Origin of the sequence: Streptomyces fildesensis, assembly GCF_016107395.1 — a bacterium.
Taxonomy (GTDB): Bacteria; Actinomycetota; Actinomycetes; order Streptomycetales; family Streptomycetaceae; genus Actinacidiphila; species Actinacidiphila fildesensis.
Genome location: NZ_JAAIKO010000007.1, coordinates 225,203 through 240,174 on the forward strand (window position 1 = coordinate 225,203; position 14,972 = coordinate 240,174).

The window sequence follows — 14,972 nt, forward strand, 5'->3', positions numbered from 1 at the left end:
TACGCGGTCCTGACGCCGAACGACGCCTTCTTGACGCCTTCCTGTCACCGTTCTTCACCCCCGCCATCAGAAGGCCGTCAAGAGCCCCGGGGCCCGCGTCAGCGATGTGTCAACGGCCGCTGTCGGCGCCGCGGCCGCTCCTACCGTCTGCCGCATGGGACGCGCAGACGAAGCCGAGGACGTACTGGCCCACGACCGGACCTGGGAGGGCGAGGCGTTCACCGCGCTGTCCTCCTCGGCGGCGGTCCTCGCGCTGCTGCTGGTCATGGACTGGGGGTCGAGCGGGCTCGACACGACCCGCGCCGTGCTGTGGACCGCGCTGGCGGCGCTGCTCTACGCCGTCCTCCATCCGCCCCGGGTGACCGCGGGCCACGGATGGCTGGCGGTCGGCGGACCGCTGCGCGAGCAGCGCGTCCGCACCGACTGCCTGGTATCGGTGCGCCGCATCGACGGCGTCGCCACCCGCCTCGTGCTGCGCGACGTGTACGGCAACCGCGTGGAGTTCAACCCGAAGGTGCTCGCCTCGAACCCGGCCCTGTGGCTGCTGGTCAACGCGGGGGCGTGCCGCTCCCGGGAGAGCGGCACGCTGCTCTGTGGCTGGACCGAGGTGGAGGCCGTGGCGGCGCGGTACGGAGTGGGCCCGTCGCTGAGTGCGTGAATCCGGCCGAACCGGTGACGTGACCGAGGGTGCTTCCGTCCGGGCGATCGACGTTAAAAATCCATCAGCGATGCATCAAAGCACGGTGTTTCGACGTGCGGCGTGTCTAGCGTCGGCCGTATGGGACGGCGAACCGCACGCTCCGCTCCGCTGAGCGGGGCCTATTCCGCGGACTCAGGATGGACGAGCGCCCGCGACCGCTTCTGGGCCGGAGAGCTCCGGTCCGCGGCGGGCTGCGCTTGTGCGCTCTTCGCCGTGCTGACGCTGGCCGACGCCTGGAAGGGCCAGCTCACCGCGCCGCGAGCCGGGATCTGGGCGGCGCTGGCCGTCCTGCTGTTCGCCGTGCTCGCACCGGCGAGGGTGTCGGTGGACCAGGAGTGGCTGGTCTCGCGCGGACTGCTGCGCCGCCGCCGGGTCCGCACGGACCACCTGGCGAGCGTGCGCTGGCACCAGGGCACGGCTCCCCGGCTCGTCCTGCGGGACACGCTCGGTGGCGTCGTCGAGCTGAACGCACGGGTGCTCGTCGACAATCCGCTGCTGTGGATCGCGCTGGATGCCGGTGTCCGCAACTCTCTCGGCACCGGGACCCTGCAGAGCGGGGCAGGTGATCTGCTGCGGGCGGCGGAGCAGATCGACGGGGCCGCGGCGCGGGCCACCTTCCGCGCATCGGGGCTGGAGTAACGGGCTCCTTCGGCCGCTCACGTCAGCGGAACTCCGCGAGACGGGGGCGCAGCCCGAGCACTGAGGACGGCTCCTTCGCCCAGTTCCTGCGGTTCTTCCTCTTCGGACAGGGCGAGGTCGCACCCGTCACCCGCGACGTACTGCGCGAGGCCGAACCGGACCGCGACCGCCGACCCCGCGTCCACGTCGGCTGAACCCCGGCCGGCCCCTCGTCCGCCCTGCCCTCTCGTCCGCTCGGCCCGGGCGAGGAACGTGTCAACGTTGCGTCACCGGCCCATGGGCGGAGATCAACGTTGTGTCACGAGCAACCCCGCACAGACACCCACCGCCTAGGATCGAACGCAATCGAACTGTGAAACGGGGGAAACAGTCGGATGGAAGGGGCACGCCCGGAAGTGGCCGCAGTACTGGATGTCGGGTGCCACAGCGCGTTGCTGGCAGTGGTCCGGCGGCGGCCCGGTGGGGGATTGAAGCCGGTCTTCTCGTACAAGACGCGGCTGCGGTTGCACGAGTCGCTCGACCGAAGAGGCCGCATACGCGAGGCGGGAATCACCAGCGTGCAGCGCGCGGTGGCCGAGGCGACGGCCGCCGCCCGGTTCGGCTGCCCGTCGGCGGTGTTCCCCTTCGCGACCTCCGTCATCCGGGACGCGCCCAACCGGGAAGAGATCATCGCGCGGGTGGCCCGTGCCACCGGGACCCGGCTGCGGGTTCTGCCCGGCGAGGAGGAGGCCCGCCTGGCCTATGTGGCGGCCCGGCAGTGGGCGGGCTCCGGGACGGGCTCGCTGCTGATGCTGGACATCGGCGGTGGCACCGTGGAGATCGCCTCGGGCCGCGGAGAGCAGCCCCGCAGCACACTTTCGCTGCCGCTGGGCGCCCGCCGGATCACCCGGGACTGGTTCCCGGCCGGCACCCTCCCGTCGGCGGGGCGTCTGCAGGAGATCCGGGAGTACCTCAGCCATACCCTGGGGGCAGTGCCCGACCTGCCGGTGGCCTCCCGGAACGGGCGCGTCGTCGCCTGCTCCAAGACCTTCGAGCAGCTCGCCGAACTGGCCGGATCCCCATCCCCGGACATGAAGCCTCATGCCGGGCAGCAGCTGACGCTGCCCCAGTTGCGCGGATGGATCCCGGTGCTGGCCGCAGCGGACCCCGCCCTGCTCACCCACCTGCCGGGCATCTCCCGGCACCGCGCGGGACAGTCCCTGGCCGGAGCTCTGGTCGCCGAGGCCCTCCTCTCCGCGTGCGAGGCCAAGAGCGTCGACATCTGCCCCTGGTCCACCCGGGAGGGACTACTGCTGGAACGTCTCGGCACGGCCTCCGCGGCACCCCGGCACGACCTCCCTCTCGTCGGCTGAACTGCGGCTTACCCTCCCCGACGTTGTCGGGGTCTTCCGCGACCCCGCGAGGAGAACCGTCAAGAGTGTGCCTGTGGCTGTGGTGCCGGGCACCGACCCTGGTCGTCCCGGCCCGCCACGGTCCCGGCCCGTGGATGCACCATCGACCTGCTCACAGGGTCGGGGCACCTGTGCCCGCTTGTCATCGACCTGATGGCCGCGGGCTGTGCGTACGCTTCAATCGCCGGCTTCAATCTCCGGCTTCCCTCGCTGGAACCGGCCGCGAGGAGAAGGAATGCCGCCATGCGCAAGTACGCGCCCTACTTGATCATCGCAGCGCTCCTCAGCTGGGTCACCGCCATCGTCCTGCTCATCGCGCTCGACCCGAACCACGGCGCCGGCACACCCTGAACCGACCGCGTACGCGTCCTGACGGCTCCCGCCGCTTGGAGGATCCCGCCGTGCCCATCATCCACAAGCTCCGCAAGGCTGGGCGTCCCCTCACCGCCGAGCGGGTGCAGATCCTCAAGTCGAGGACTGCATGACGACCTGCTCACCCTCTCCGTTCGGTTCCTCAAAGTTGGCCAGGTAGCGGTTGAACAGCGCCGCACCAACGGTGACAGCGTTGGCGCCTTCCACACCGCTCCGTGCTTCGAGGCGGCGCTCCAGCGTCGTCCGGTGGGCCTTGAGGTGGCGAACCCATGACGTCAGAGCGCACTGGCTGCGCCTCGAAAGGCCTCGGCAGCTACGCCGAGCCCGCAGGGTCGCAGCGCTTCGCTGCCGCCCTCGCGCCACGAACGACGCCACCGCTCCAACGGCCGTGCAGACCGCATACCGAAGGGATCATCAACGGTCACGACGCCGAAAAGGTCAGTAGCTGACGGTCTGCAGCATGCCGGGGCCGTCACAGCAGCGTCCGCCCTGTCATCTCCCGCCGGCGACCGATCCAACCGTGGCCCCACACAGCCCTCCAGACCCACGTTCTCCACGCTCATCAGCGTCGGCGATTCGGCCAAGGCCGCGCCGGGCAGGGCCCCGGGCGCCCCAAGGGTGGATGCACTCCGCATCTTGTGCCGCGCGCGCGTTCGTACGGAATCCACTCCGGCTCAAACACGTGTGTTCGATATCGCGGCCTGCCTCGTTGACCCCGGTAGCGCCGAACCGATGACAACGACCGTGCAGGAGGACAGCAGTTGACCTCGATCGACACCCAGGACACACCCGCCGCCACGCCCCCGCCTCCCCCACCGGCCGAGATCACCTACACGGGGGAATACTCCGTGAACCCGCTCGGCGAAGTCTCCTTCCGCAAGCTGTGCGAACAGCTCCCGTCAGTCCTGCGACGCATCGTCGCCATGTCCTGGGACATGGACCGTCGGGCCGTCCTCCTGCTCCTGTCCTGTCAGCTCGTCACCGGAGTGGCCGCAGCGGTCCTCCTGACCGCGACCGCCAAGGCCATGCGCCCGATCCTCGGCAGCGGTGCTGTCGCTGACCGGCTGCACCAGGCCCTGCCGGCCCTGCTCGTGGTAGCTGCCGCCACCGCGCTCACCCGCGGGGCCGGCGCCCTGGCCACCTACGCGGAGCGGCGGATCACACCCAGGCTCACCACCGCGACGGACACCGCACTGGTCGAGGCGGTCTGCCGCGTAGAAGCGGCGGCGTATGCCGTGGACGGGTTCGCCGATCGTCAAGAGGCCGCTGAAATGGGGGTGATGCGCACGCATGTCATGGTCGCCGACGCCCAGCGGTTCCTGTCGGCCCTGGTCAGAATGATCAGCGCGAGCGCCGTCCTGTCGGTGCTGAACGTGCTGATGCTGCCCCTGCTCCTGCTCGCGGTGCTTCCCGCCGGCGTCGGCGCGGTGCTCGCCGCACGGGTGGACTACGAGATCCACTACGCGAACGTCGGGGACCGCAACGTGCGGGGCATGATGCGGTGGTGGTCCACCACCCCGAAGTACGGCGATGAAGTCCGCGCCAACGGAATGACCGACTACCTGTTGTTCTGGTACCGATCGCTGTCCGAGCGGGTCGACGAGCGCACCCTGGCCGCCGCTCCCCGCACGCTGCGGATCGCCCTGGTGTCCTCGCTCGTGGGCGGGGCATTCCTCATTGCCACTTGGGTCGCTCTCGCCTGGATGGCCGTGACGGGCCGGGTCGCGCTCGCCATCGCCGCCACAGCGGTCGTCGCCGTCCAGACGACCCTGGCCGCGCTCTCGCAGGTCATCCTCAACGGAGCCGCCGTTTTCCACACCAGCCTGTACCTCAGCGACATGCAGGCCTTCCTCGACGACGCGGCCAAGAAGGCCCCCAAGCGCGGCGAGCTGCCCATGCGCGCACCGGTGGACGAGATCCGGCTGGAAGAGGCCACCTACCAGTACCCCGGCAAGGACAAGCCGGCCGTCGACGGCGTGTCCCTGACCCTGCGACGCGGGGACATCCTCGCGATCGTCGGCGTGAACGGCTCAGGCAAGAGCACCCTGACCCGCCTGATCACCGGCATCTACCTCGCCGACAAAGGCCGCGTCACCTGGAACGGCACGGACCTGGCCGCCGTCGACCCAGCAAGCGTCTGGGCCTGCACCGGACTGGTCCCGCAAATCTTCGCGCAATGGCCCCTACGGGTCCGCGAGAACGTGACACTGGGGCAGCCCCGCACCTTCGACGACTCGCCCGTATGGAAAGCAGTCGACGCGGTCGGCATGCGGGAAGCTGTCGAAGACCTGCCTCACGGACTCGACACGCTCCTCGCCAGGGAAGTCTTCGGCGGCGCCGAACTGTCCGGCGGCCAATGGCAACGACTTGCCTGCTCACGAGCGCTGTACCGACGACCCTCCCTGCTGATCCTCGACGAACCCACCTCCCAAATGGACCCACGAGGCGAGCACCAGATCTTCGAAGAGATCAAATCCATCTCAGGGGACCGCATCACGATCGTCGTCACTCACCGGCTGGAGAACACGAAGGTGGCCGACCACATCGTGGTCATGGAACACGGCCGCATCACCGAGCAGGGCCACTACGACGACCTCGTGCACGCCGGTGGCACCTTCGCCGAACTCCTCCGACTTGCCCAAGACCGGTAGCTGGTCGTCAGCCAATGCCTAGGATCCGCGACGGCGGACCAGGAGCCGTGCGCGGCCGTCGGGGACCGCGACCACGGGCGGGCGGCCGACCAGGTTGTATCCGGAGGCCATCGACACGTGGTAGGCGCCGGCGACCGGTACGGCGACGAACGTTCGCTGCGCGCTCCGCTTGACGGACACCACGTCGTAGAGCGCGACTCCGGCAGGTCCGACGACCGCTCGGCCGGGTTCGATGGTCAGCCGTGGCAGCGGCAGCCCCGATCGGGCGCAGCCGTCGGCCAGTTCATGGCGGATCCGGTCCGCGAGCGTGGTGATGTCGAGCGCGCTCTCCCCCGGCCCGTACGGAACCGCGTGTCCGCCACCGAGGTCCAGTTCGGGCAGCGCGACGCCGTGCAGACATGAAGGGCCTCCTCAGCCGATCAGCAGGTTCACGCAGGACACGACGGCCGCGATGCCGGCCACGCGCAGGACACCGACGCTCTGCGGATCCCAGGAGCTCCAGGACCCGGAGGTGCCGTCGGAGAGCGGAACGGTTCAGGTGCGGGTCAGTGCCGCGGTGATGAAGCGGGCGGCGCGGTCCAGGGCCGCGTCGGCCTCGTCCAGCAGGCCCTCGAAGGCCTGGAAGACGTGGGGGACGTCGGCGGTGATGTCGAGCTGGACGTCGACCCCGGCAGCGGCCGCCCGGACGGCGAACCGGGTGGAGTCGTCCAGCAGGACCTCGTTGGAGCCGGCCTGGAGCAGCAGCGGTGGCAGCCCGGTCAGGTCGGCGTGGAGGGCCGGGCTCAGCAGCGGCCGGTCGGGGTCCTGTCCGGCCAGGTAGTGGGCGAAGACGGTGGTCAGGTCCGCGCGGGTGAAGAGTGGGTCGGCGTCGTGCTTGGTGGTCATGCTCTCGCCCGAGCGAGTGGCGTCCAGGCCCGGGGAGAAGGCGACCGCGGCGGCCGGCATCGGCAGTCCGGCCTCGCGGGCGGTGAGCAGGGTGGTGATGCTGAGACCGCCGCCGGCCGACTCCCCGGCCAGGACGATCTGCTCGGCCGGAACGCCCTGGTCGAGCAGGTCGCGGTAGGCGGCGAGGCCGTCCTCGACGGCAGCGGGGAAGGGGTGCTCGGGGGCGAGCCGGTAGTCGACCGAGACGGCGCGGACGCCGGTGCGGCGCACCAGCGCGGCGGTAAGTTGCAGGGCCGTGGCGGGTGAGCCGAGGACCCAGCATCCGCCGTGGAAGTAGATGATCGTCCCGGTGGCGGGGCTGCCCTCGGGCTCGACGGTCAGGGCGGGACGGCCGCCGAGGACGGAGGGGGTGACGGTCACCCCGGCCGGGGCCGGGCCCGAGGTCATCTGGGTTTCGAAGTCCTTGCGCAGTTGCTCCGGCGGGAGGCTGCCGTCGAACGGGGCCTGCCGCATCAGGGTGTCGATTGTCGCGCGCTGTGCCTTGCTCATGCGATCCTCCAGATGAGTGCTGTTCTTCACTAGGAACTATATTCCTAGGAATATCATTCCCGAGAATCTGGAGCAGAGTGTGACCGACCTCACGCAGGTGTTCATGGATCTCGTCCGCTACGAGACCAGGCTCTACAACGCGCTGGGCGAACGACTGCGCGCCGAGCACGGTCTGACGATGGGCCAGTTCGAGTTCCTGCGCATCATCGACAGTCGGGACGCCTGCCGGGTCAACGACCTGGCCGAGGAGGCCGCCATCACCGTCGGGGCAACCAGCAAGGCGGTGGACCGCTTGGAGGCCGCCGGCTGGGTGGTCCGGCGACCCAATCCCAGCAACCGCCGCTCGTCACTGCTGGAACTGACCCCCGATGGCGGCACGCTGCTGGCCGCCGCCACGCCCACTTTCGAGGACGGGCTGCGCTCCTGGCTCGCCGAGCCGCTGACGTCCGGCTCGCTGGAGCGGTTGGCCTCCACCGTCGCCCTGCTACGCAGGACGCTGGAGGACGCCTCGGCGGGAATGCCTGCCGGCTAGCAGCGTGTCCCAGCAATGGGCTACCCGCCCGTGTTTCGCGATCATTCGTGCGGGAGATGGTGGTCTGCGTAGTGGGGACGGGTTGTTCGAGGTCGAGCCGGCCGAAAGAGTCGGTCGCAGGGCCGTGGGGCGGTGGTGGACAGGCGGTTCCGGGCGTTCGACCCGCACCACGCGGACGCATCCCGGCGAACGCCGCCCTCAAGGAACGGATGGGCCGCAAGCTGCGGACCACACCAGGCAAGGCCGCCTACTGCCGCCGCAAGCCCATCGTCGAACCGTCCTCGGACAGATCATGACCTGCCACAACGGCGCCTAGCTTTCCGGTGCGGGCGGTTCCCCGATCGGGAACAGGATCGGGGAGAGCAGATGCTGACTGCGGTCCGGTGACGGCTCGTTACGCAGCTGGGCCACGATCGCGGCACGCATCCCACCGATCATCTCGGCGAGTTCGTCCTGGCTGAGCCACAGCGCATGCTGCCGGTAGCCCACCGAGTCGGCGGCGGGGTCGGCGTGGTCACGCTCGAGATAGACGTTGAACTCGGCGTCCGCGACGTCCTCGACGCGGCGGGCAGCGGAGCGTAGAAACGCCCGGGCGGCGTACGCCGACGCGGTGTCGGGTACGCCGCCCTGGGGCGGGAGGAGTTGCGGGAAGGGGCCCGCGTCGTCATGGCGGTTACTTGGGGTCCTGGTTGAACTTCGAGGTCGACCAGAAGTATCCGAGTACGGTCAGGCCCAGGCTCCAGGCGATGGTGAGCCATCCGTTGTTGCCGATCCCGGTGCCGAGCAGCAGGCCGCGCAGCGTCTCGATGGCCGGGGTGAAGGGCTGGTATTCGGCGATCGGCTGGAACCAGCCCGGCATGGTGTCGATCGGGATGAAGGCGCTGGAGAAGAGCGGCAGCAGGATCATCGGCAGTGCGTTGTTGCTGGCGGCCTCGGCGTTCGGACTGATCAGGCCCATGCCGACGGCGATCCAGGTGAGCGCCATGGCGAAGAGCACGAGCAGCCCGAACGCCGCCAGCCACTCCAGGACGGTGGCGTCCGTGGACCGGAAGCCGATGGCCACGGCGACGGCGCCGACGAGGACCACACTCATGACCGACTGCAGCACGCTGCCGACGACGTGCCCGACGAGCACCGAGCCGCGGTGGATCGCCATCGTGCGGAAGCGGGCGATGATGCCCTCGGTCATGTCGTTGGAGACCGACACCGCGGTCCCGACCACGGTTCCGCCGATGGTCATCAGCAGGATGCCCGGGACGATGTAGGCGATGTAGTCGGAGCGGTCGGCGCCGCCGCCACCGATGCCCGCGCTCATCACATCGCCGAAGATGTAGACGAAGAGCAGCAACAGCATGATCGGCGTGAGCAGCAGGTTCAGGGTGAGGGACGGGTAGCGCCGGGCGTGCAGGAGGTTGCGGCGCAGCATCGTGTTCGAGTCGCGGACGGCGAGGGAGAAGGCACTCATCGGACGGTCTCCTTGGACTGGTTGGGGACGTTGTTCCCGCCGGTCAGGGCGAAGAAGACGTCGTCGAGGTCGGGGGTGTGCACGGTCAGCTCGTCCGCCTCGATCTCGGCCGCGTCCAGCCAGTCGAGGATGACGCGCAGCTCGCGCTGACTGCCGTCGCAGAGGATCTGCAGCGCCAGCGCCTCGTCGTCCCGCGTGACCTCACGCAGGGCGACGGCGGCGGCCTGGTACACGTCCGGATCGGAGAACCGCAGCCGGACATGACCACCCGGAATGAGCCGCTTCAGCTCATCCGCGGTGCCCTCGGCGGCGATCTTCCCGTCGTTGAGCACCGCGATACGGTCGGCGAGCTCGTCGGCCTCGTCCAGGTACTGGGTGGTGAGGAAGACGGTGACGCCGTCGGAGACCAACTCGCGGATGATCCCCCACATGTTGTGCCGGCTGCGCGGGTCGAGACCGGTGGTCGGCTCGTCGAGGAAGATGATCCGCGGGTTCCCGACCAGCGTCATGGCGATGTCGAGGCGCCGCTTCATACCGCCCGAGTAGGTGGAGGCCGGCTTCTTCGCCGCCTCCACCAGATCGAAGCGCTCCAGCAGCTCGGCGGCGACCCGCCGCCCCTCCTGCTTCGACAGGTGGTGCAGATCCGCCATCAGGAGCATGTTCTCCTCACCCGTGATCAGACCGTCAACGGCCGAGAACTGCCCGGTGACACCGATCGCGGCACGCACCGCCTGCGGATCGGCGGCCAGGTCGTGGCCCCCGACCTGGGCCTGACCGCCGTCGGCGGTGATGAGCGTGGAGAGGATCTTGACGGCGGTGGTCTTGCCGGCGCCGTTCGGGCCGAGCAGCGCGAAGACGGTACCCGCCGGGATGCGCAGGTCGATCCCGTCGAGCACGAGCTTGTCGCCGTAGGACTTGCGCAGGCCGACGGCGGAGACGGCGGCGGGCGGCTTCTGACCGTCGCCACTATTGGACATGGGCATGACAGATGAAGGCATGGGCCTCTCCCGATCGAAGGCTGGAACGGAGCAACTGGATGAAGTGACTGGAAGGGAGTACTGGAAGGGAGTGCGGGGCGGACTGTCAGGCGCGGGCGCGGCGGACGTCGATGTTGCCCCAGCGGGTCCGGGCGCGGACCTCGACGGTGTCCTCGGTCTTCTCCGGAGCCTCGGAGGCGTCGAGCGCGTTGCGTACCTGCCCGCGGCCGGAGCTGACGTCGAGCCAAGCCGCGGTGCCCGCACGGATACCGATGTCGATGGCGCCGTAGTTGGTCTCCAACTGGACATTCCCACGGGCGACTTCGGCGACGCGCAGGGTGCCGTTCGCGGTGGTGGCGGCGACCGAGCCCTCGGCGCGCTCGATGGTGATGTCGCCGTTGGAGCCGCTGACCCGGAGGTCGCCGGTCGCGGTGCCGACGGTCGTGGTGCCGTGCGAGTTCTTCAGGACGGCGGTGCCGTTGACGGTGCCGACGCGCAGGCTGCCGGAACTGGTGGTGACCTCGGCGGAGCCCTCGACGTGGTCCACGGTGATGGAGCCGTGGGACGCGGTCAGGTGCAGCGGCCCGGTCGTGTCGAGGCGGACGTCGCCGGACGAGGTCTTCACGCGGACCTCGCCGAGCCGGCCCTCGCCGAGCACCTGGGTCCAGGAGCCGGTCATTTCGACGCGTGAGCCGGTGGGCAGCTCGACCGTCACGTCGACGGCGCCGGTGGCCCCGACGAGATAGCGCGTCTTGGGTGTCCTGATGGTCAGGACACCGCCCGAGTAGGTGACCTCGGTCTGCTCGGCGGCCCGTACGTCCTTGTCCTTCTTCGGGTCGCGGGGAGTCACGTCCACGACGGTGTCGGCGCGGTCGGCCGCGGCGAACTGGATGGATCCCGCGTCCACGCGGGCGTTGACCGAGATCGGCTGGGGAGTGTCGAAAGCAGGCATGGCTGTCCCGTCCTCTTGGGTCGTCCTGGGTTTTCGTGGCGTCCCCGCTGGTGGGACGTGGTGTGAGTGGAAGTGTTCTGAAGGGCTGGTCAGTGCACCCAGCCCGTGAAGCTCTGGCCGATGGTCCTGGTCTTCCCGGGAGTACGGGGGGTGGCGGCGTCGCCCGTGTCGACCGCGGCCGACACGACCCGTACGAGCCATGCGTTGACAGAGAGGCCCTCGCGTGCCGCGGCGTCCTCGGCACGGTTCTTGAGATGGGCGGGCAGGCGCAGATTGACGCGGGCGGTGCCGCCCTCGTCCGTGTCGGCGGGGACCGGGGCCGGTGCGGGCGCCGGTGCGTCGAGGGGTTCGCTCCGGTCCTCGTGCTGCGGCAGCATCACGACGAAGTCGGGGTCGAGACCGCGCAGTCGTACGTCGACCGAGCCGGGGGCGAGTTCACGGGTGACCTCGGCCATGGCGGCGGACAGCACATTGAGCATGGTCAGGCGGGTGGCCGACTCCAGCGGCGCGGTCAGCCGCTCGGCGAGCTCGCGGGCTTCGTCACCCCCGGCTTCGGCGGCCACCGCCAGTTCCCTGCGGAGTGTTTCGACGTACGGCGTGAGGTCCATGACGCAATAGTGGCACCACTATGGCGCCATTGGCAAGCACAAAGGCGCCACCCGTGGCGCGTGGCATGGCCGAGGAACGACAGACAGGTACGTCATTGCAGGTCAAGGGCGTACGGGAGAGGGCGGGGGTTCATGGCGCCAGATTGTCGCGGAGTGGCGCCAAGCGGTGCCATCGCTCCTTGCCAGTCGGTGGTCACCGTTCCGGGAGTGAGCGCGGGCACGGCCACGGGCGTCCCGCCGCGGCGCAGGGCGACGGTGGTGTACAGACCGCGCCCTGCGGCCGACTTGCCGGCGGCCGGCTTCCGCGCCGCCGACTTTCCGGGAGGCCGGCAGGCCGCACCCGGATGGCGCCGAACGGAATGCCGTCGGCGGACGCCCGTGGTGTGCTGGCTCCGGCGCAGGCCGTCATCGGGGCGGCGGGGAGGAACCGGAAAAGCCACACGGAGGAGACCCCCATGGCGATTTTCATCCAGGCCGAATTGGCAGGCGTGACGACCGCACAGTACGACGCCCTGAACGCCAAGCTCCAGGCCTTGCCCGGTGACACGTTCAAGGGCTGTATGTCCCACGTCGCCATCCCGACCGGCTCGGGGATGCAGATCTTCGACGTCTGGGAGTCCGAGGAGAGCATGCGGACGTTCTCGGACCTCCTCATGCCGGCCGCGCAGGAGCTCGGACTCCCCATGGGCGAGATGCCGAAGGTCTCGCCGGTGCACGACTACTGGGTGCCCGAGGCGTAAGCGGGCATCACCCGAACGGCGGAGACCGTCGGGCCGGCGTCGTGGCCGCCCTTCCAGGCGCTTTGCCGGTCCGGAAGCCTGTGCCCAGGGCGTGCGCCCGGAAGCCCGCGCCCAGGACATGTACCCAGGACGGTCGGGGACCCATACTCAGGTGCACACCACAGCGGAAGGCGGACCCGGACGGGATCCGCCACCGATCACCTGCGGGACCATGGATCTTCTGCCTTTCGACCGGACGCACGCGGTCATGGTGGCCGGCTGGCCGCTCACCCCCGCAGAGGTGTCGATGTGGTGCGGCCTGCGGGAGTTCCCCCTGCCCGCGCGCACGGTCGAGGCCTGGCAGCAGGCCGACGACGTCCGGGCGCATCTGCTCGTCGACGGCGAAAGACCCATCGGCTACGGGGAGTTGTGGATCGACGCCGAGGAGCAGGAGATCGAGCTCGCCCGGATCATCGTCGCCCCCGACGCCCGCGGGAATGGTCACGGACGGACCCTGGTCCGCGAGCTGCTCACCCAGGCACTGCTGACGGGTCATACCGCCGTCTTCCTGCGCGTGCACCCCGACAACGACCGCGCCCTGCGGTGCTACCGGGCCGCCGGCTTCGCACCGGTCGACCCCCGCCTCGCCGAGAGCTGGAACGCCATCCAACCGGTTGCCTACGTATGGCTCCGGTACGACCACGCGACACCGTGACGCGCCGCACTCCCCCACCCACGCGGCTCATGGGCGAGACCAGCCATCGGTGCGCGACAATCGACGAGTGCCCGGCTACCCCTCCCTCACCGCACTCGACACGCTGCTCGCCGCGCTGCCCGGCGTAGGAGAAGCCCGCCGGCGGCAGCTGGGCATGGTGCGGCGGGAACTCGCGGCGGCGCTGGAGCGGGACGCGCTGCCGGTGACGGCCCGGCGCAACCTGCGACGGCTGCTGGAGACCGCAACGTTGGAGACCTACCTGCGCCTCGCCGAGTCCGGCGCGCTGCGCCACCGGCTCGTCGGCGGACGGCGCCCGCCGACCTCCCCGCCCACCAACCAGGCCCGCTACGACTGTCTGAACCTCGCCCGGCAGGCACTGGGCCTGCCCCGACTGCCGCTCGGCGGCGGCACCCCGATACTGCGGCCCACCCCCGAGTCAGGTCAGCTCGCCGCGCTGCGGCGGCAGCTCGGCCAGGACCTCGGCGGCCACCTCTCCCCCGGCCGGATCCGGCTGACCGCCGTACTCGCCCTGCTGCTCGACACCCGATCACGGTCCGGCGAACTGACCGTGCAGCGCGTCACGCATCTCACCGGCGACGACAGCCGCCCGCACACCGGAATCCATTCGCGGCGGCAGCCGCAGCACGGCACCGGCGTCGCGACCGAGAGCGAATGGCTGCCGCTGTCGGACCTGAGCCGGGCCGCACTCGACCGGTGGCTGCCGCTGCGCGCCGATCTGATGAGCCACGCGCACGGCACCACCCGCCTGTGGGTGAGCCTCCGCATGAACCACGCGGGCACCCTGGACGACGACGGCCGGGCCACCCTGCGGCCGGCCGGGATGCCGCTGGAGGAGAACGGACTGATCACCTCCTACCGCGCCGGGCGCTCCCGGTACGAGGAACTGCGACGGCTCCTGCCCCCGAAGATGGAGCAGCTGCGCCGGGCCGCCGAGGACCAACACGCCGCATCACAGGTGTAGTTCCGCGCTGCGGTTCTTCCTGGGCGTGACCTCGTGAGCCGCCTCGCTGTGAGCCTCGCCGTAAGCACTGCCGTAAGCCCCGCTCCCCCGCTGCTTGTTCGGTCCTTTCCTCAAGGACAATGGGGAAGCCAAAGGGCTTGTTATTACCATACTATTGCCACGGACTCATCGTTGACGGTGCCGGCCTCAGCCGAGGTAGTGGACGCAGACGTTGAGCGGATCGCCCCAGCCCGTGTGGATCCTGACGATCACCGCGCTGTTGAGCACGGTGACGCCTTCCGAGTAGACGTGTGCGTCGTTGGCGCCCTCTCCATGGAGAACGCCCTCGGAGGCGGAGGCGACGACGGGCTGTGACGCCGTGACCGGCGCACCGAACCAGGTCAGCGGCTGTTCGTCGCGGACCCCCGTCCAGCAGAGGGTCGCCGCCGGCGACCCCGCGGCCGAGATCTGCTTGCTGACCAGGACAGGAGCCTTCGGGGCGGCCGACGCCACGGTGCCCGCAGAGGCCGACGAGGCGAAGAACCCGCCGCCGGCCATGAGCCCCACGGTCGCCGACAACGTCATCAATCGGTGCGACTTCTTCATGATTCCCCTTCCATCGGAACTGAGCGCGGATGCGCTGAGGTGCGGATGCCTCGCAGGGGTGTCCCCTCATCCGGATCGGTGGGAGAACGCCTCGCGACGACCGTTCCGATAGTGATCCGACCGCGAAGATCCAGGTATCCCCAGCTTTAGGGGGTTGACGCGGCCGTGGCCGGACGACCCGGCAGCCACCGCCCCTGACCTCACCCCCTACGCTGGAGCCCGCCACGTCGCGGACACGGAAGACCGCCGG

General features: G+C 70.0%; 14 protein-coding genes and 1 pseudogene. 8 read left to right on the forward strand and 7 right to left on the reverse strand.

Annotated features, from left to right (window positions below; translation table 11 throughout):
* The first annotated feature begins 154 nt into the window (after positions 1-154).
* The 4 genes from C6N31_RS14240 to C6N31_RS14255 all read left to right on the forward strand — a co-directional run bounded on the left by C6N31_RS14240 (position 155) and on the right by C6N31_RS14255 (position 5,753).
* Positions 155-658, forward strand: a complete 504-nt coding sequence (locus tag C6N31_RS14240) for a hypothetical protein (RefSeq protein WP_198357640.1) — start codon at positions 155-157, stop codon at positions 656-658.
* A 120-nt stretch (positions 659-778) separates the two neighbouring features.
* On the forward strand, positions 779-1,339 hold the full coding sequence (locus C6N31_RS14245; protein WP_232485170.1) for a hypothetical protein: 561 nt from the start codon (positions 779-781) through the stop codon (positions 1,337-1,339).
* A 395-nt stretch (positions 1,340-1,734) separates the two neighbouring features.
* Positions 1,735-2,691 carry a Ppx/GppA phosphatase family protein gene (locus C6N31_RS14250; RefSeq protein ID WP_244809581.1) on the forward strand — a complete coding sequence of 319 codons (957 nt, stop codon included), beginning with the start codon at positions 1,735-1,737 and terminating at the stop codon, positions 2,689-2,691.
* A 1,172-nt stretch (positions 2,692-3,863) separates the two neighbouring features.
* The gene (locus C6N31_RS14255) at positions 3,864-5,753 is read left to right on the forward strand and encodes an ATP-binding cassette domain-containing protein (RefSeq protein WP_198357641.1); all 1,890 of its coding nucleotides are present in this window, start codon (positions 3,864-3,866) and stop codon (positions 5,751-5,753) included.
* An 18-nt stretch (positions 5,754-5,771) separates the two neighbouring features.
* Here the strand turns inward: C6N31_RS14255 and C6N31_RS14260 are convergent.
* A pseudogene (locus C6N31_RS14260) lies at positions 5,772-6,146 on the reverse strand (diaminopimelate decarboxylase); the annotation flags it as partial.
* Between the two features lie 141 nt (positions 6,147-6,287).
* A complete protein-coding gene (locus C6N31_RS14265) occupies positions 6,288-7,187 on the reverse strand; it encodes an alpha/beta hydrolase (protein ID WP_198357642.1) in 900 nt (299 codons plus the stop codon).
* Between the two features lie 79 nt (positions 7,188-7,266).
* Here C6N31_RS14265 and C6N31_RS14270 point away from each other — a divergent pair, with 79 nt between their 5' ends.
* Positions 7,267-7,719, forward strand: coding sequence for a MarR family winged helix-turn-helix transcriptional regulator (locus C6N31_RS14270; RefSeq protein ID WP_138352469.1), 453 nt, complete (start codon positions 7,267-7,269; stop codon positions 7,717-7,719).
* A 673-nt stretch (positions 7,720-8,392) separates the two neighbouring features.
* Here C6N31_RS14270 and C6N31_RS14280 read toward each other — a convergent pair.
* The 4 genes from C6N31_RS14280 to C6N31_RS14295 form a co-directional block, all read right to left on the reverse strand.
* Complete coding sequence (locus tag C6N31_RS14280; RefSeq protein WP_164292967.1) at positions 8,393-9,184, reverse strand: ABC transporter permease; 792 nt, start codon at positions 9,182-9,184, stop codon at positions 8,393-8,395.
* A complete protein-coding gene (locus C6N31_RS14285) occupies positions 9,181-10,182 on the reverse strand; it encodes an ATP-binding cassette domain-containing protein (protein WP_198357643.1) in 1,002 nt (333 codons plus the stop codon). The genes C6N31_RS14280 and C6N31_RS14285 overlap by 4 nt, the downstream gene beginning before the upstream one ends.
* A gap of 85 nt (positions 10,183-10,267) precedes the next feature.
* Positions 10,268-11,113, reverse strand: coding sequence for a DUF4097 family beta strand repeat-containing protein (locus C6N31_RS14290; protein WP_198357644.1), 846 nt, complete (start codon positions 11,111-11,113; stop codon positions 10,268-10,270).
* Between the two features lie 89 nt (positions 11,114-11,202).
* On the reverse strand, positions 11,203-11,721 hold the full coding sequence (locus C6N31_RS14295; RefSeq protein ID WP_198357645.1) for a hypothetical protein: 519 nt from the start codon (positions 11,719-11,721) through the stop codon (positions 11,203-11,205).
* A gap of 455 nt (positions 11,722-12,176) precedes the next feature.
* On the opposite strand from C6N31_RS14295, the gene C6N31_RS14300 reads away from it, so the two are divergent.
* The 3 genes from C6N31_RS14300 to C6N31_RS14310 all read left to right on the forward strand — a co-directional run bounded on the left by C6N31_RS14300 (position 12,177) and on the right by C6N31_RS14310 (position 14,137).
* On the forward strand, positions 12,177-12,461 hold the full coding sequence (locus tag C6N31_RS14300; protein WP_138352464.1) for a hypothetical protein: 285 nt from the start codon (positions 12,177-12,179) through the stop codon (positions 12,459-12,461).
* Positions 12,462-12,672: 211 nt separating this feature from the next.
* Positions 12,673-13,155, forward strand: a complete 483-nt coding sequence (locus tag C6N31_RS14305; protein ID WP_187145123.1) for a GNAT family N-acetyltransferase — start codon at positions 12,673-12,675, stop codon at positions 13,153-13,155.
* A gap of 67 nt (positions 13,156-13,222) precedes the next feature.
* Positions 13,223-14,137, forward strand: a complete 915-nt coding sequence (locus C6N31_RS14310) for a hypothetical protein (RefSeq protein WP_244809579.1) — start codon at positions 13,223-13,225, stop codon at positions 14,135-14,137.
* A gap of 186 nt (positions 14,138-14,323) precedes the next feature.
* On the opposite strand, the gene C6N31_RS14315 is transcribed toward C6N31_RS14310, so the two are convergent.
* Positions 14,324-14,722: a hypothetical protein gene (locus C6N31_RS14315; RefSeq protein ID WP_138352461.1), complete on the reverse strand. Its 399-nt coding sequence runs from the start codon at positions 14,720-14,722 to the stop codon at positions 14,324-14,326.
* Positions 14,723-14,972: the final 250 nt, after the last annotated feature.

Bases quoted from the DNA above. Each gene is read 5' to 3' on its own strand.
- C6N31_RS14290 (WP_198357644.1), bottom strand. From the start codon at position 11,113: ATGCCTGCTTTCGACACTCCCCAGCCGATCTCGGTCAACGCCCGCGTG.
- C6N31_RS14280 (WP_164292967.1), bottom strand. From the start codon at position 9,184: ATGAGTGCCTTCTCCCTCGCCGTCCGCGACTCGAACACGATGCTGCGC.
- C6N31_RS14240 (WP_198357640.1), top strand. From the start codon at position 155: ATGGGACGCGCAGACGAAGCCGAGGACGTACTGGCCCACGACCGGACC.
- C6N31_RS14295 (WP_198357645.1), bottom strand. From the start codon at position 11,721: ATGGACCTCACGCCGTACGTCGAAACACTCCGCAGGGAACTGGCGGTG.
- C6N31_RS14305 (WP_187145123.1), top strand. From the start codon at position 12,673: ATGGATCTTCTGCCTTTCGACCGGACGCACGCGGTCATGGTGGCCGGC.
- C6N31_RS14315 (WP_138352461.1), bottom strand. From the start codon at position 14,722: ATGAAGAAGTCGCACCGATTGATGACGTTGTCGGCGACCGTGGGGCTC.
- C6N31_RS14265 (WP_198357642.1), bottom strand. From the start codon at position 7,187: ATGAGCAAGGCACAGCGCGCGACAATCGACACCCTGATGCGGCAGGCC.
- C6N31_RS14300 (WP_138352464.1), top strand. From the start codon at position 12,177: ATGGCGATTTTCATCCAGGCCGAATTGGCAGGCGTGACGACCGCACAG.
- C6N31_RS14245 (WP_232485170.1), top strand. From the start codon at position 779: ATGGGACGGCGAACCGCACGCTCCGCTCCGCTGAGCGGGGCCTATTCC.
- C6N31_RS14285 (WP_198357643.1), bottom strand. From the start codon at position 10,182: ATGCCTTCATCTGTCATGCCCATGTCCAATAGTGGCGACGGTCAGAAG.